At 74.4% G+C, this 14,168-nt stretch carries 11 protein-coding genes and 1 pseudogene; 6 read left to right on the plus strand and 6 right to left on the minus strand.

Annotated features, from left to right (window positions below; translation table 11 throughout):
* The 5 genes from AB0C69_RS08460 to AB0C69_RS08480 form a co-directional block, all read left to right on the plus strand.
* The coding region (locus AB0C69_RS08460) for an alpha/beta hydrolase-fold protein (protein WP_360351418.1) at window positions 1-648 on the plus strand (648 nt) is incomplete at its 5' end.
* Window positions 649-665: 17 nt separating this feature from the next.
* Window positions 666-1,553 (plus strand): amidohydrolase family protein, encoded by an 888-nt coding sequence (locus AB0C69_RS08465; RefSeq protein ID WP_360351421.1) that lies wholly within the window; start codon window positions 666-668, stop codon window positions 1,551-1,553.
* Window positions 1,554-1,661: 108 nt separating this feature from the next.
* On the plus strand, window positions 1,662-1,811 hold the full coding sequence (locus tag AB0C69_RS08470; RefSeq protein ID WP_360351424.1) for a hypothetical protein: 150 nt from the start codon (window positions 1,662-1,664) through the stop codon (window positions 1,809-1,811).
* A gap of 203 nt (window positions 1,812-2,014) precedes the next feature.
* Window positions 2,015-3,517 (plus strand): cellulase family glycosylhydrolase, encoded by a 1,503-nt coding sequence (locus AB0C69_RS08475; protein WP_360351427.1) that lies wholly within the window; start codon window positions 2,015-2,017, stop codon window positions 3,515-3,517.
* Between the two features lies 1 nt (window position 3,518).
* The gene (locus tag AB0C69_RS08480) at window positions 3,519-5,510 is read left to right on the plus strand and encodes a glycoside hydrolase family 44 protein (RefSeq protein WP_360351430.1); all 1,992 of its coding nucleotides are present in this window, start codon (window positions 3,519-3,521) and stop codon (window positions 5,508-5,510) included.
* Window positions 5,511-5,536: 26 nt separating this feature from the next.
* On the opposite strand, the gene AB0C69_RS08485 is transcribed toward AB0C69_RS08480, so the two are convergent.
* From AB0C69_RS08485 to AB0C69_RS08495, 3 genes are read right to left on the minus strand one after another with little or no spacing between them, the layout of a single operon-like run.
* A complete protein-coding gene (locus AB0C69_RS08485) occupies window positions 5,537-6,583 on the minus strand; it encodes a cation diffusion facilitator family transporter (RefSeq protein ID WP_345182285.1) in 1,047 nt (348 codons plus the stop codon).
* Complete coding sequence (locus AB0C69_RS08490) at window positions 6,580-6,969, minus strand: metalloregulator ArsR/SmtB family transcription factor (RefSeq protein ID WP_345182287.1); 390 nt, start codon at window positions 6,967-6,969, stop codon at window positions 6,580-6,582. Before AB0C69_RS08490 ends, AB0C69_RS08485 begins: the two co-directional genes overlap by 4 nt.
* A 23-nt stretch (window positions 6,970-6,992) precedes the next feature.
* Window positions 6,993-8,066, minus strand: coding sequence for a DUF6777 domain-containing protein (locus AB0C69_RS08495; RefSeq protein WP_360351435.1), 1,074 nt, complete (start codon window positions 8,064-8,066; stop codon window positions 6,993-6,995).
* A 99-nt stretch (window positions 8,067-8,165) separates the two neighbouring features.
* Between AB0C69_RS08495 and AB0C69_RS08500 the strand changes: the two genes are divergently transcribed.
* Entirely contained in the window at window positions 8,166-9,659 is a 1,494-nt protein-coding gene (locus tag AB0C69_RS08500; RefSeq protein ID WP_360351438.1) for a serine/threonine-protein kinase, read from the plus strand.
* A 5-nt stretch (window positions 9,660-9,664) separates the two neighbouring features.
* On the opposite strand, the gene AB0C69_RS08505 is transcribed toward AB0C69_RS08500, so the two are convergent.
* The 3 genes and pseudogenes from AB0C69_RS08505 to AB0C69_RS08515 form a co-directional block, all read right to left on the minus strand.
* Window positions 9,665-10,858, minus strand: a complete 1,194-nt coding sequence (locus AB0C69_RS08505; protein ID WP_360351441.1) for a VWA domain-containing protein — start codon at window positions 10,856-10,858, stop codon at window positions 9,665-9,667.
* 133 nt (window positions 10,859-10,991) lie between these two features.
* A pseudogene (locus AB0C69_RS08510) lies at window positions 10,992-13,127 on the minus strand (DUF5682 family protein); the annotation flags it as partial.
* Window positions 13,046-14,116: an AAA family ATPase gene (locus tag AB0C69_RS08515; protein ID WP_360351477.1), complete on the minus strand. Its 1,071-nt coding sequence runs from the start codon at window positions 14,114-14,116 to the stop codon at window positions 13,046-13,048. The gene AB0C69_RS08515 and the pseudogene AB0C69_RS08510, both read right to left, overlap by 82 nt.
* Window positions 14,117-14,168 lie beyond the last annotated feature (52 nt).

Here is a 14,168-nt window from a genome sequence, read left to right on the forward strand (position 1 = left end):
GGCCCGTGCGGCAGCTACACCGACTGGTGGAACCGCGGCGGCGGCGGCGCCCCGAAGTGGGAGACCTTCCACCTCGCCGAGCTGCGGCAGATCCTGGAGCGCGGATACCGCGCGGGCCCGGACCGCGCCGTCGCCGGCAACGCGATGGGCGGGCTCGGCGCGCTGGCGTACGCGGCCAGGCACCGGGGCCTCTTCCGGGCGGCGGCGTCGTTCAGCGGGCCGGTCCACACGCTGCACCGCGACCCGGCCGGGCTCGACGTCGCCGACCTCGTCGAGCTGAGCGTCGCGATCGGCGCGCCGTCCCTCGACTGGACGGACGTGTGGGGCGACCCCGACGAGCAGCGCGTCGTGTGGCGCCAGCACAACCCCTACGACCTCGCCGGGCGCCTCGCGGGCGTCCGGGTGCACGTCAGCGCGGGGGACGGCGCCCCCGGCCCCTTCGACCACCCCGGCCGGGGCGGGCGGGACCCCGTCCCGCACGACGCGCTGGAGGCCCTCGCCCACACCGTCTCCCGCGAGTTCGCGGGCAAGCTGAAGAAGCTCGGCGTCCCCGTCTCCACGCACTTCTACCGCGGCACCCACACCTGGCCGTACTGGCGCCGCGAGCTGCGGGCCGCGCTGCCCGCCCTGCTCGCCGAGATCACCTGAGCGGCTAGGGTCGGGGCGTGGCCGAACCTCGTTCTGATTCAGCTGTCCCCGCGTTCTGGCGGTCGCTCGGGCTGCCCGGCATCATCGACGTCCACGTCCACTTCATGCCGCAGCGCCTGATGAGCGCGGTGTGGGACTACTTCGACGAGGCCGGGCCGCTGATCGGCACCGAGTGGCCCATCCGCTACCGCGACTCCGAGCAGGAGCGGCTGGACTTCCTGCGCGGGCTCGGCGTCCGCGCGTTCACCTCGCTCGCCTACCCGCACCGGCCCGGAATGGCCGAGTCCCTGAACGAGTGGGCCGCCCGGTTCGCCGCCCGGGTCCCCGAGTGCCTCCAGTCCGCCACGTTCTATCCCGAGCCCGGCGTCGAGGAGTACGTGCGCCGCGCGCTGGACGCGGGCGCCCGCGTCTTCAAGGTCCACCTCCAGGTCGGCGGCTTCGATCCGCGCCTCAAGGAGCTGGACGCGGTCTGGGGGATGCTCGCCGACGCCGGCGTGCCCGCCCTCGTCCACGCCGGCTCCGGTCCGGTGGCCAACGGCTTCACCGGGCCCGGCCCGTTCGGCGAGGTGCTCGCCCGCCACCCGGGCCTGACGGCGATCGTCGCCCATCTCGGCGCGCCGGAGTTCGAGGGCTTCTTCGCCCTGGCCGACGCCCACGAGCGCGTCCGCCTCGACACGACGATGATCTTCACCCGCTTCGCCGCCCTGGCGCCCTTCCCGGACGCGCTGCTGCCCCGGCTGCGCGACCTCGGCCTGGAGGGGCGCATCCTGCTCGGCACCGACTTCCCGAACATCCCCTACGAGTACGCGCACCAGCTGGAGTCGCTGGCCGCGCTCGATCTCGGCGACGACTGGCTGCGCGCGGTCTGCTGGCACGGCCCCGCCGACCTGTTCGCCCTCTCCTAGCCGGCGCACCGCTGTTGCGGCGTCCCGAGTATCTCGGACGATCCCCGTGTGGTCGGAGTCAATGCTTCGACCTCTTATTAGGGATAAAACGAGATGGAGTGGATGAATATGGCAGCCGATACGCCTCCGCAGCCCGAGGATGACAAGACCTACCCGCAGGTCATCTTCAGTGGGCCCAAGGAGGAACTCGACAAGCTGGTCAAGGAGACGGCGAAGAAGCTCGGCGTCAACCCGAAGGCGGGCAAGACCAAGAGCTGACGAACCGACTTTGTTGTTGCCTGACCGTTGATTGTTAGCCGCTGGCCCCGCACAGAGTGCGGGGCCAGCCCTTTCACCAGTTTTCACGCGGGGTGCCTGGTCAGCGCGGGACGGCTGGAGCCGTCCTTGACAGGCCGGGTGCCGCGGCCGACTGTGGGAGCGCTCCCACCCCCGTCGATCGAGGACCCCGTATGAGAACGACCGTGACCGTGAGACTCCGGCGGACCCGCCTCGTCCCGATCATCGTGGCCGTGCTGCTGGCGCTGGCGTTCGTCCAGGCCGCGCCGCGCCCCGCCCGCGCGGCGGGTGCCGGCTACTGGCACACCAGCGGCCGGCAACTGCTCGACGCCGCCGGGCAGCCGGTGCGGATGACGGGCGTCAACTGGTTCGGCGCCGAGACGTCCAACTACGCGCCGCACGGCCTCTGGTCGCGCGGCTACAAGGACATGCTCGACCAGATCAAGAGCCTGAGGTACAACACGCTGCGGCTGCCCTACAGCAGCCAGCTGTTCGACTCCGGCAGCACGCCGAACAGCATCGACTACGCCAAGAACCCCGACCTGCAGGGGCTGAACGGGCTGCAGATCCTGGACAAGATCATCGCTTACGCGGGGCGGATCGGGCTCAAGGTCGTCCTCGACCGGCACCGCCCGGACTCCGGCGGCCAGTCCGCGCTCTGGTACACCGCCGCCTACCCCGAGTCGCGCTGGATCTCCGACTGGACGATGCTCGCCCGGCACTACGCGGGCGACACCACGGTCATCGGGGCCGACCTGCACAACGAGCCGCACTCCCCGGCGTGCTGGGGCTGCGGCGACCAGTCGAGGGACTGGCGGCTGGCCGCCGAGCGGGCCGGCAACGCGATCCTCGCGGCCAACCCGAACTGGCTGATCATCGTCGAGGGCGTCAACGACCAGGGGAGCGACAACTACTGGTGGGGCGGCAACCTCCAGGGCGCCGCGCAGTACCCCGTGCGGCTGAACGTCGCGAACCGGCTCGTGTACTCCGCCCACGACTACGCCACGTCGGTGTACCCGCAGCCGTGGTTCGACGACCCGTCCTTCCCGTCCAACCTGGCCGGGATCTGGGACAAGAACTGGGGCTACCTCTACAAGAACAACGTCGCGCCGGTCCTGCTCGGCGAGTTCGGGACGACGCTGAGGGACCCGCGCGACCAGACGTGGCTGCGCACCCTGATGGCCTACCTCGGCAAGGGTACGGGCGGCGTCTCCTTCACCTTCTGGTCGTGGAACCCCAACTCGGGCGACACCGGCGGCATCCTCAACGACGACTGGACGACCGTCAACACGGCGAAGCAGGCCTACCTCGACCCCTACCTGCTCGGCGCGGGCGACCCGGGCGGCGACCCCGGCGACCCGGGCACGCCGGGAACGTCGTGCAAGGTCGCCTACACCGTGCAGAACAGCTGGTCAGGCGGTTTCACCGCCCAGGTCACCATCACCAACACCGGGTCCTCGGCGCTGAACGGCTGGACGCTGGAGTTCGCCTTCCCCGGCGACCAGAAGGTCGGCCAGGGGTGGAGCGCGGCCTGGTCGCAGAGCGGCGCCGCCGTCACGGCCAAGAACCTCGACTGGAACGCCTCGGTCGCGCCCGGCGCCTCGCTCACGGTCGGGTTCCAGGCGACCGGCGCGGCGAGCGGCGCGCCCGCCGCGTTCGAGGTGAACGACAAGGCATGCGAGGTGTGACATGACCAGGAAGGCCTGGCTCGCCGTCGCCGCGGCCGCCGCGCTCCTGCCGTGGGCCGCGCCCCCGGCGCAGGCCGCGGACGGGCCCGCGCTGACCGTCGACCCGTCCGCGTCCCGGCACGCGATCAGCCCCTACGTGTACGGGATGAACTTCGCGTCCGAGGAACTCGCCAAGGAGCTGCGCCTCCCCGTCCGGCGGTGGGGCGGCAACGCGACAACGCGCTACAACTACCGCTACGACGAGACCAACCGGGGCTCGGACTGGTATTTCGAGAACGTGCCCGGCCCCGCGCCGGACCCCGCGAAGCTCCCCGACGGATCCGAGACCGACCAGTTCACCGAGCAGGACCGCCGGACCGGCACCGGCACGCTCCTGACCGTCCCGCTGATCGGCTGGACGCCGAAGGGCCGCGACTACACCTGCGGGTTCGGCATCGCCAAGTACGGCCCGCAGCAGGGCGCCGACGCCCAGTGGCGGCCCGACTGCGGCAACGGGGTCAAGCCGGACGGCTCGAACGTCACGGGCAACGACCCGGCCGACACCAGCGTCCCGGCCGGCCCCCGGTACGTCACCGACTGGCTGTCCCACCTGACCGGCAAGTACGGCCGGGCGGACGACGGCGGGGTGCGCTTCTACGATCTCGACAACGAGCCCGACCTCTGGCACGCCACCCACCGCGACGTGCACCCGGACGGCGCCGGCTACGACGAGATGCGCCGCCAGACGTACGCGATCGCCTCCGCGGTGAAGGCCGCCGACCCGGGGGCCAGGACGCTCGGCCCGGTCGGCTGGGGCTTCCAGTCGCTGACGATGTCGGGCCTGGACAAGCAGACCTGCGACCGCGAGGGCGGGGACTGCTGGTCGAACCCGCCGGACCGGGCGGCGCACGGCGGCGTCCCGTTCGCCGACTGGTACCTGCGGCAGATGAAGGCCTACGAGCAGGAGCACGGCACCCGCATCCTCGACTACTTCGACGAGCACATCTACCCGCAGCAGGCCGGGGTGTCCTCCACCGACCCCGGCGACGCGGCGACCCAGGAGCTCCGGCTGCGCTCCACCCGGCAGCTGTGGGACCCGGCCTACACCGACGAGAGCTGGATCGGCCAGCCGATCAACTACATCCCGCGGATGCGCGAGCTCGTGAACCAGAACTATCCGGGCACCAAGCTGGCGATCACCGAGTACAACTGGGGCGCGCTCGGCCATCTGAACGGCGCGCTGGCCCAGGCGGACGTCCTCGGGATCTTCGGCCGCGAGGGGCTCGACCTGGCGACGCTGTGGGCGCCGCCGGGCGCGTCCGACCCGGGCGCCTACGCGTTCCGCATGTACCGGAACTACGACGGCGCGGGCGCCTCGTTCGGCGAGACGTCCGTCCGCGCGTCGAGCGCCGACCAGGGCAGGCTCGCGGTGTACGCGGCGGAGCGCGCGTCCGACGGGGCGCTCACCCTCATGATCGTGAACAAGTCGCTCACCGACGACCTCACCAGCACCGTCTCGATCGCCGGGCGGTCGGGCTCGGCGGCGGGGCGCGTCTACCGGTACGGCGGCGCCGACCCGGCCGCGATCGTCCGCGCCCCGGACGTGGCGGTGGGAGCGGACGGGTTCACCTCGGCGTTCCCCGCGTCCTCGATCACGCTGGTCGAGATCCCGGCGGGCGGCGGCCCGGCCGCCCCGGCGTGCGCGGCCGGGTACTCGGTGCAGAGCCAGTGGGGGGCGGGCTTCACCGCGCAGGTCACCGTCGCCAACACCGGGACCTCGCCCATCGAGGGCTGGGCGCTGAAGTTCGCGTTCGGCGCGGGGCAGCGCGTCACCCAGGGCTGGAACGCCGCCTGGTCGCAGAGCGGCCCGGACGTGACCGCCCGCAACCTCGACTGGAACCGGACGATCCGGCCGGGAGGCTCGGTGACGATCGGCTTCAACGGATCGAGCGGCGGGGCGAACCCGCCCCCGAGCGCCTTCACGGTGAACGGCGCCGCCTGCACCACCCGCTGATCACGGGGCGGCGCGCCCGCGCGGCCCTAGTGGTCGCACGGCGCGCCGCCCGCGTGCTCGTGGGGCTCGGCGGCCTCCGCCACATGGCGGGGGCCGTGCGCGTCGTCGCAGTGGACGTGGCCGCCGCCGGACGGCTCGGCCACGTGGTCGACCTCCAGCGTCGTGTGCGTGATCGCGTAGGCGTCGCGCAGCAGCTCCTGCAGGTCGCGGCGGACGGCGTGGCAGTCGCCCTGGGAGTCCACGAGCACGTGCGCCGACAGCGCCGGGTAGCCCGAGCTGACCTCCCACACGTGCAGGTCGTGGACCTCCTCGACGCAGGGGCGCCCGGCGAGCCGCGCGCCGAGCTCGGACGGGTCGATCCCGGCGGGCGCGGCCTCCATGAGCACCCGGCCCGCGTCCCGCAGCAGCCGGTACCCGGCCTTGAGCATCAGCGCGGCCACCACCAGCGAGGCGATCGCGTCCGCGCGGGCGAAGCCCGTCGTCCACACGACCAGGCCCGCGACCGCGGTCGCGACGAACGCGAACAGGTCGTTCAGGATGTGTTGGAACGCGCCCTCGACGTTCAGGCTGCGCCGGTCCGCCCGGCTGATCAGCATCGTCGCCGCGACGTTGACGGCGATGCCCGCGAGGGCCGTCCAGAAGACGAACTGGCCCTCCACCGCGGGCGGCTCGACCAGCCGCCGGACCCCCTCGTACACGAAGTAGACGGTGAGCAGGATCAGCGTCAGCCCGTTCAGCTGCGCGGAGAGGATCTCGGCGCGGCGCAGGCCGAAGGTGTACCCGCCCTTCGGCGGGCGCGCGGCGATGCGCATCGCGACCAGCGCCAGCGCGATCGCGAACGCGTCGGTCATCATGTGCGCGGCGTCGGTGATCAGTGCCAGCGACCCGGCGAGCAGGCCGACGACCACCTCGCCCGACATGTAGGCGATGATCAGCGCCAGCGCGCCGGTCAGCAGCCGCCGGTCGGCGCCGGCGGAGACGGCGTGCCCGTGCCCGTGGCCGTGCCCCCCGTGCCGGGCGCCCCCGTGCTCGTGCCCCCGCTTCCCGGGCGTGTCCCCGCGGTCCCCGATCATGGGCCTTCCTCCCCGTGGCCGACGTGGGTGAGGGCGAGATCGAGCAGCAGCCGGACGTGCGAGTCGTCCAGCCGGTAGTAGGCCATCCGGCCGGCGCGGCGGACGCGCACGACGCGGTTGGCGCGCAGCAGGCGCAGCGCGTGCGAGACCGCCGACTCCGAGTGCCCGCAGGACGCGGCGATGTCGCACACGCACATCTCTCCCCCTTCGAGCAGTGCGGTGATCACCCGCAGCCGGCCGGGGTCGGACAGCAGCCCGAACACCTGCGCCAGCTCGGTGATCGTCTCCGTGTCCGGCAGGGAGGCCGAGACGGCGGCGACCTTCGCGGCGTCGACCACCCGGACGGCGCAGGCGTCCGGGGCGATGACATCTGAAGCACTGCTCATATGAGCAAAGATAGCGCACGATCTCAGGAGGTCGCGGGCGCGGGCTCCCTCGACGGCGGCAGGGAGACGGGCCCGTGCGCCTCGTCGCCCGGCGCCTCCTTCCCACCGGCGCCCGTACCCGGGTCCTGCGTGACCACGCCCGGCGACGGGGACGAGAGCGCGGGGCCCGGGGTCTGCGGTCCGGGCGACTCGGTCCCCGGTGACCGCGCGCCGGGCGACTCCGGCGCCGGCGCCTCGGTGCCGGGCGACTCCGTGCCGGGGGACTCGGCGCCGGGCGTCTCCAGGCCCGAGCCGGACGGCGCGGGCGAGTCGCTCGCCACGACCTCGGTCTCCGCCGGCGGCAGCGGGGTCGGCGGCCCGTCCGACGCCCCTCCGGTGGCGCGGGGCCGGGCGAATCCCATCGTGGCCTCCGGGTCGACAAGGACGAAAGTGGCGATCGGTCCCTTACGGGAATCACGCGGCTGTACCCGGGTGACATTCCCCTTCTCGAATCCCGGCCAGGACCGGCCACTGTACGACGCGTTCCGGGTGGAGATCTTTTTGCCGGGCGGACTGAGGGGATTGCCGCAATTGCACTTCACCGTGGGCACTCCGTAACCATTGACCAGAACGCCCATTCCGGCCTGAAGGACGGCGGGGTCGCTCACCGCCTCCCCGTCCCGGTACCCGTGGTTGGTGACGAGCGTGTCGGTGCGCAGCAGCACCGGCGTCTGCCGCGACACGTACTGCGGGATGTCGCCCACCGGGATGCCCTGCACGCGCGCCCACGCCCGCGCCTTGTCGGGATGAGTCCGCAGGAAGGCGACGAGCCGCTCCCTGTCGCAGGTGGAAGCGCGGCGCGTGCCGCCGTAGAGTCCCGGTGCGTCCCCCTCCTTCGTGCCGCCCGCCTGCGGCCGCGCCTTCACGTCCACCCTGTCGGTGCCGGACGCCAGCGTGTACGGGTCGGGCCCCGGCGAACCCACCGTCAGCCGCGTGATGGTCGCGCCGGCGTCCCCGCAGCCGGTCAGCACGCCGGCCGCCACGAGGGCCGCGACGCACCCCGCCAGCGGCACGGCGCCTGGCCTGGACCGCGCAATCGTCGAACGAATCTGCAGCATCTCTTCTCCCGCTTCGGGCTCGCCGAACCTATACTCTTCGATGCCGGGCGGAGCGGTTTTGTGCCCGCGGGAATGCTCAATTTTTTCGAGAGGGTGCGAATGGCGGGTCCTGTTCCCCTCACAGCGGCCGATCCCACCCGGCTCGGACGGTGGGAGCTGCTCGGCCGGATCGGCGCCGGCGGCCAGGGCGCGGTCTACCTCGGCCGGCCCGCCGAGCCGGGCCCCGGGCCGTCCCGGGTCGCCGTCAAGCTGCTGCACGCCCAGCTCGCCGGGGACGCCAGCGCGCGGGAGCGGTTCGTGCGCGAGATGGCCGTCCTGGAGCGGGTCGCCGGGTTCTGCACCGCGCAGATGCTCGCCGCCGACGTGGTGGGCGACCGCCCCTACATCGTCAGCGAGTACGTGCCGGGACCGTCGCTGCGCGCCCTCGTCCACGACCAGGGGCCGCGCACCGGCGCGGCGCTCGACCGGCTCGCGATCAGCTCGGTGACGGCGCTGTCGGCGATCCACCGCGCGAACGTCGTGCACCGCGACCTCAAGCCGCAGAACGTGCTGATGGGCCCGGACGGGCCGCGCGTGATCGACTTCGGCATCGCCCGCGCGTTCGACGCGAGCGCGACGATGACGAGCCAGGTGGTCGGCACCCCCGCCTACATGGCGCCCGAGCAGTTCACCGGGCGGGTCGGGCCGTCGGCCGACCTGTTCGCCTGGGCGAGCACCCTGCTGTTCGCCGCCACCGGCCGCGATCCCTTCGCGGGCGGCCCGCTGCCCGCGGTGATGTACCGGATCCTGAACGAGACGCCCGACCTCGGCGCCCTGCCCGGCCCGCTCGCCGAGGTCGCCGCCGCCTGCCTCGCCAAGGACCCGCAGGCCCGTCCCACCTCCGAGGACGTCCTGCTGTGGCTGCTCGGCGAGAGCGAGCGGCACGCCCGCCTGGAGATCCCTCCCGAGTTCCTCACGGAGGACTTCGCCGGCCCGACGTCGCCGGTCCCGGAGCCCGCGGCCGAGCTCGCGCCGCAGCCGGCCGCCGACGCGTCCGCCCCGGATTCCTGGGAGCAGACGCCGACCTGGCCCGGCCCGTCCACGGCTGTGCCCGCGCCGCCTTCACCCGGACCGGCCTCACCCGCGCCGCCTCCGCCCGCACCCGCGCCCGCGCCCGCGCCGACGCAGGGGCCGGGGCCCGCACCGGGCCCGCTGCCCCGGTCGCCCCGCGGCGTCCGGACGCTGCGGCGCGGCCCGGCGGTCGTGACCGGCCTGCTCCTCGCCGGCCTTCTCGCCGCGCTGGACGTCGCCGCCCTCGCGATCTTGATCGCCCGGCCGTCCCTCAGCGAGGGCCACCGGGGCGGCCTGCTGCCCGTGGTCGCCTCGTCGTTCGCGGTCGTCGCCGTCGTCACGCTGGTCGGGGTGATCCTGGCGTGGCGCGGCAGCCGCGCCGCCGCCGGGACGGTGATGGCCGCGCGTGTCGCCCGCGTCGCGATGTGGGCGGCCTGGGGCGCGCTCGTCGAGATCCAGCCGTCCGCGCTGGCCGGCCACGCCCTGGTGACCGCCCTGGTGGTGCTCTTCCTGGTCCGCGGCCTGTCCCGCTCACCGGTCTGACGCGCTCACCGGTCCGGTGCGGCGCGCTCGGACCACTCCTTGAGGTCGCGGCGTTCGATGGCGGCGGCCATCAGCCCGGGAAAGGCGTCGGGGGTGCACGCGAAGGCCGGGACGCCCATCGCGGCCAGGGCCGCCGCGTTGTCGTGGTCGTAGGCGGGCGCGCCCTCGTCCGACAGGGCGAGCAGGACGACGACCTGCACGCCCGACGCCGTCAGCGCCGCGACCCGCTGGAGCATCTCGTCGCGGACGCCGCCCTCGTACAGGTCGCTGATCAGCACGAGGGTCGTCTCGGCCGGTCGCGTCACCAGCCCCTGGCAGTACGCGACGGCGCGGTTGATGTCGGTGCCGCCGCCGAGCTGCGTGCCGAACAGCACCTCAACCGGGTCGTGGAGCTGGTCGGTGAGGTCCACGACGCTGGTGTCGAACACCACCAGCGACGTGCGCAGCGACCGCATCGACGCCAGCACCGCCCCGAACACGCTGGCGTACACCACCGACGCCGCCATCGAGCCGCTCTGGTCGATCGCGAGCACCACGTCCCGCTTGACGGCCTGCCGCCGCCTGCCGTACCCGATCAGCCGCTCCGGCACGAGGGTGCCCTGGTCGGGCAGGTAGTGGCGCAGGTTGGCGCGGATCGTGCGGTCCCAGTCGACGTCGGCGAGCCGCCTCGGGCGCAGCACCCGCGCCGACCGGTCCAGGGCCCCGCCGACGGCCGAGCGGGTCTTCTGCGCGAGCCGCCGCTCCAGGTCGCGCACGACCGTGCGGACCACCGCGCGCGCCGACTCCCTGGCCTTGTCGGGCAGCACCCGGTTCAGCGACAGCAGCGTCCCGACGAGGTGGACGTCGGGCTCGACCGCGTCCAGCATCTCCGGCTCCAGCAGCAGCCGGGTGAGGTCGAGGCGCTCGATCGCGTCCTTCTGCATCACCCGCACGACGCTCGACGGGAAGTAGGCGCGGATGTCGCCGAGCCACCGGGCCACGGAGGGCGCCGAGTCGCCGAGCCCGGCGCCGCGCCGCCCCGGCCGCGGCCGCCCCTCGCCGCCGCCGGCCCCGTAGAGCCGCTCCAGGGCGCCGTCCATGCGGACGTCGTCGCCGCCCAGCGTCACGCCGGTCCCGTCGGCCTGGTCGCCGCCCAGCACGAGCCGCCAGCGCCGCAGCCGGTCGTCCGCGCTCTCGCCGGTCGCGCTCTCGTTCGTCATGCGGGGCTCTCCCATCCGAGGATCCGCAGGGCCGTGGCGGCCGCCGGGGCGGCCCGGGCCTCGTCGACGTCGTCCTCCGGCGGCCGGTCCCGCCCGGCGGGGCGCGGCCCCGGCGGCGGAGCCGCTCGCCGATGGCGCGGCGCTCGGCGGCGGGGTAGGCGCCGAAGGTGCGGCGCAGGAGGGGCAGGACGTCGGTGAACGAGTCGGCGGGCAGGCCGGCGATCCACCCGTCGACGAGCCGCAGGAGCGCCTCGTCGTGCAGGAGCAGGAGGCCGCCGCCGGCGAGGAAGCCCTCGACCCAGGCGGCGGCGCGGTCGGGCGCCGCGCCGGTGGACACGGCCCGCGCCATCCGGTCGGGGACGTCGTGCAGCCGCCCGGCGTCCAGCAGCAGGCGGGTGAGGCGCCCCTCGATGAGGCCGTGCAGGGCGTCCGGGCGGCCGAGCAGGCCCTCCAGGGCGCGGCGCCAGCGCTCGACGTGGCCCTCGTCGGCGAGCAGGGACAGGGCGCCGTGGACGGCGTCGACGTGCCCGAGGAACTCGCGGGCGGCGTCGTCGTCGAGCCCGGTGATCGCGGGCGGGAGCCCGACGCAGACCCGGACGACGAGGCCGTCGACCACCGTGCGGAGCGGGCCGGTGGAGGTGCCGCGGACGTCGCCGTAGCGCAGCGCGCGCACCAGCGCGGGCATCGCCGCCATCAGGTGCGCGACGTCGGTGTCGACGGCGGCGCGGTCGGCGAGGGCGCGCATGACCGCGGGGAGCGCGTCGCCGAGGTCGGCGAGCAGGCAGCGCTCGGCCACGTCGGTGAGGTCGGCGAGGGCGGCGGCGCTCTCGGCCGCCTCCCGCGCGCGGGCGGTGCTCGCGCCGCGCACGGTGGTGCCCCACGCGCTCGCCTCGATCAGCTCCACGTCGAACTCGGGCCGCCAGAGCAGCGTCCACGTCTCGCGGAACGTGCCCTTGGAGCGGCTCTCCGACGGGACGCCCCAGTTCACGTCCAGCATGCGGAGCCGGTGCAGCAGGCGGCTGCGCTCCAGGTCGGTGGGCTTGCGCAGGTCGAGGTCCTGCTCCTTCTCAAGGGCGCTCGGCCTGAGCCTGAGCCGCCGCTGCTCGGCCTGGAGGTCGCGCTGCAGCGGCACCATCGGGGTCCGGTCCGGGACGGCGCCGAGCCGCTCGCCGACGACCATCCGGTCCTGGATGAGCCGGACGGGCAGCTCGGCGCCCTCGCACAGGACGGCCCGGGTCGCCTCGGTGACCTCGTCCAGCCCGGCGAGGGGGCGTCCGCGCAGCGCGGCCAGGGCCTCGGCGAGCCGGACGGCCTCGATCACGTGCGCGGAGGAGACGTGCAGGTCCTCCTCGCGCAGGACGCGGGCGGCGGCGGTCAGCCAGCGCTCGATCGGGCGGTCGCGGGCCGCGAACAGGTGGTGGTACCAGCCGGGGGAGCGCACGCCGGCGCCGTAGCCGGACCGGCCGGCGAGCCGCCCGTGCGTCCACGGCACCCACGTCATGGCGACCTTGGTCTTCGGCAGGCCGCGCAGCGTCCGGTCGTCGCGGCTCGCCGGGACCTTGGCGCGCAGGGCCGGGACGTGCCACGCGCCGCACACCACGGCGACCCGCTCGTGGCCCTCCTTGAGGGCGCGGCGCACCGTCCTGCGCATGTGGGCCTCGCGCTGCTCCTCCCGGGCGGCCGGTTCGAGCTCGCCGCGCAGCTCCGCCATGGCCTCGGCGATGGCGGGGAACGGGGACGGGCCGCCGTGGCGGTGCTCGACCACGTCGTCCCACCAGCGCTCGGCGTCGTCGTACCCGGCGGCCTTCGCCAGCCAGCCGAGCGGGTCGAGCCGGATGCCCTCCTCGGGCGGCTCCTCCTCGGCGACGAGCTGGTTCGCGGCGGGCAGGTCGCAGAACCGGACGGGCACGCCCGCCGACAGCGCGTACCTGATCGCCTGCCATTCCGGGCTGAACTCGGCGAACGGCCAGAACGCGGCCCGGCGGTCGCCGTCGGCGGGTGCGGGGGAGTAGGCGAGCAGGGCGACCGGCGGCACCATCCCCGGGTCGCCCGCCAGCTCCACGATCGCGTCGGCCTCGGGCGGCCCCTCGACGAGCACCGCGTCCGGCTTGAAGTCCTCCAGCGCACCCCGCAGCGCGCGGGCCGACCCCGGCCCGTGGTGCCGGATGCCGAAGACTTCGACCTGGCTCAAGAGACCTCCCGGCAGGCGCGGTAGAAGTCCCGCCACTCGGGGCGGTCCCGGACGACCGCCTCCAGGTACTCCTGCCACACGACGCGGTCGGACACCGGGTCCTGGACGACGGCGCCGACGATCCCGCCCGCCACGTCGGCGGCGCGCAGCACGCCGTCGCCGAAGTGCGCGGCCAGCGCCAGCCCGCTGGTGACCACCGAGATGGCCTCGGCGGTGCTGAGGGTGCCGCTGGGCGACTTCAGCTTGGTGCGCCCGTCGGCCGTCGCCCCGGACCGCAGCTCCCGGAACACCGTGACGACGCGCCGGATCTCCTCCAGGCCCGCCGGGCTCTCGGGCAGCTCCAGCCCGGCGCCGATCTGGTCGACGCGGCGCGCGACGATCGCGACCTCGTCCTCGACGGACTCCGGCAGCGGCAGCACGACCGTGTTGAACCGGCGGCGCAGCGCGCTGGACAGCTCGTTCACGCCGCGGTCGCGGTCGTTGGCGGTCGCGATGACCGTGAAGCCCTTGCGCGCCTGCACCTCGGTGTTCAGCTCGGGCACGGGCAGCGTCTTCTCGGACAGGACGGTGATGAGGGCGTCCTGGACGTCGGAGGGCATCCGGGTCAGCTCCTCGATGCGGGCGACGGAGCCGTGCCGCATCGCGCGCATCAGCGGGCTCTCCACGAGCGCGCGCTCCGAGGGGCCCTCGGCGAGCAGCCGCGCGTAGTTCCAGCCGTAGCGGATCGCCTCCTCCGCCGTGCCCGCCGTGCCCTGCACGAGCAGCGTGGAGTCGCCGCTGATCGCGGCGGCGAGGTGCTCGGACACCCAGGTCTTCGCCGTGCCGGGGACGCCGAGGAGCAGCAGCGCCCGGTCGGTCGCGAGCGTCGCCACCGCGACCTCCATCAGCCGGCGCGGCCCCACGTACTTCGGGGTGATCGCCGTGCCGTCCGGCAGCTCGCCGCCGAGCAGGTACGCGGTGACGGCCCACGGCGACAGCCGCCAGCCGGGCGGCCGGGGCCGGTCGTCGTGCTCGGCCAGCCGCGCCAGCTCGGCGGCGTGCTCCTGCTCGGCGTGCGGCCGCAGCACGGCGCCCGCGGTCGGCGCGGGGGAACCGTCCCCGAGGCCCGCCGGGCCTGCC

The organism is Actinomadura sp. NPDC048032, assembly GCF_040653175.1.
In the GTDB taxonomy this organism is placed as follows: domain Bacteria; phylum Actinomycetota; class Actinomycetes; order Streptosporangiales; family Streptosporangiaceae; genus Spirillospora; species Spirillospora verrucosospora.

Coding starts and splice junctions, on each gene's coding strand:
- AB0C69_RS08470 (WP_360351424.1), top strand. CDS start 1,662: ATGGCAGCCGATACGCCTCCGCAGCCCGAGGATGACAAGACCTACCCG.
- AB0C69_RS08480 (WP_360351430.1), top strand. CDS start 3,519: ATGACCAGGAAGGCCTGGCTCGCCGTCGCCGCGGCCGCCGCGCTCCTG.
- AB0C69_RS08485 (WP_345182285.1), bottom strand. CDS start 6,583: ATGATCGGGGACCGCGGGGACACGCCCGGGAAGCGGGGGCACGAGCAC.
- AB0C69_RS08490 (WP_345182287.1), bottom strand. CDS start 6,969: ATGAGCAGTGCTTCAGATGTCATCGCCCCGGACGCCTGCGCCGTCCGG.
- AB0C69_RS08495 (WP_360351435.1), bottom strand. CDS start 8,066: ATGCTGCAGATTCGTTCGACGATTGCGCGGTCCAGGCCAGGCGCCGTG.
- AB0C69_RS08500 (WP_360351438.1), top strand. CDS start 8,166: ATGGCGGGTCCTGTTCCCCTCACAGCGGCCGATCCCACCCGGCTCGGA.
- AB0C69_RS08505 (WP_360351441.1), bottom strand. CDS start 10,858: ATGACGAACGAGAGCGCGACCGGCGAGAGCGCGGACGACCGGCTGCGG.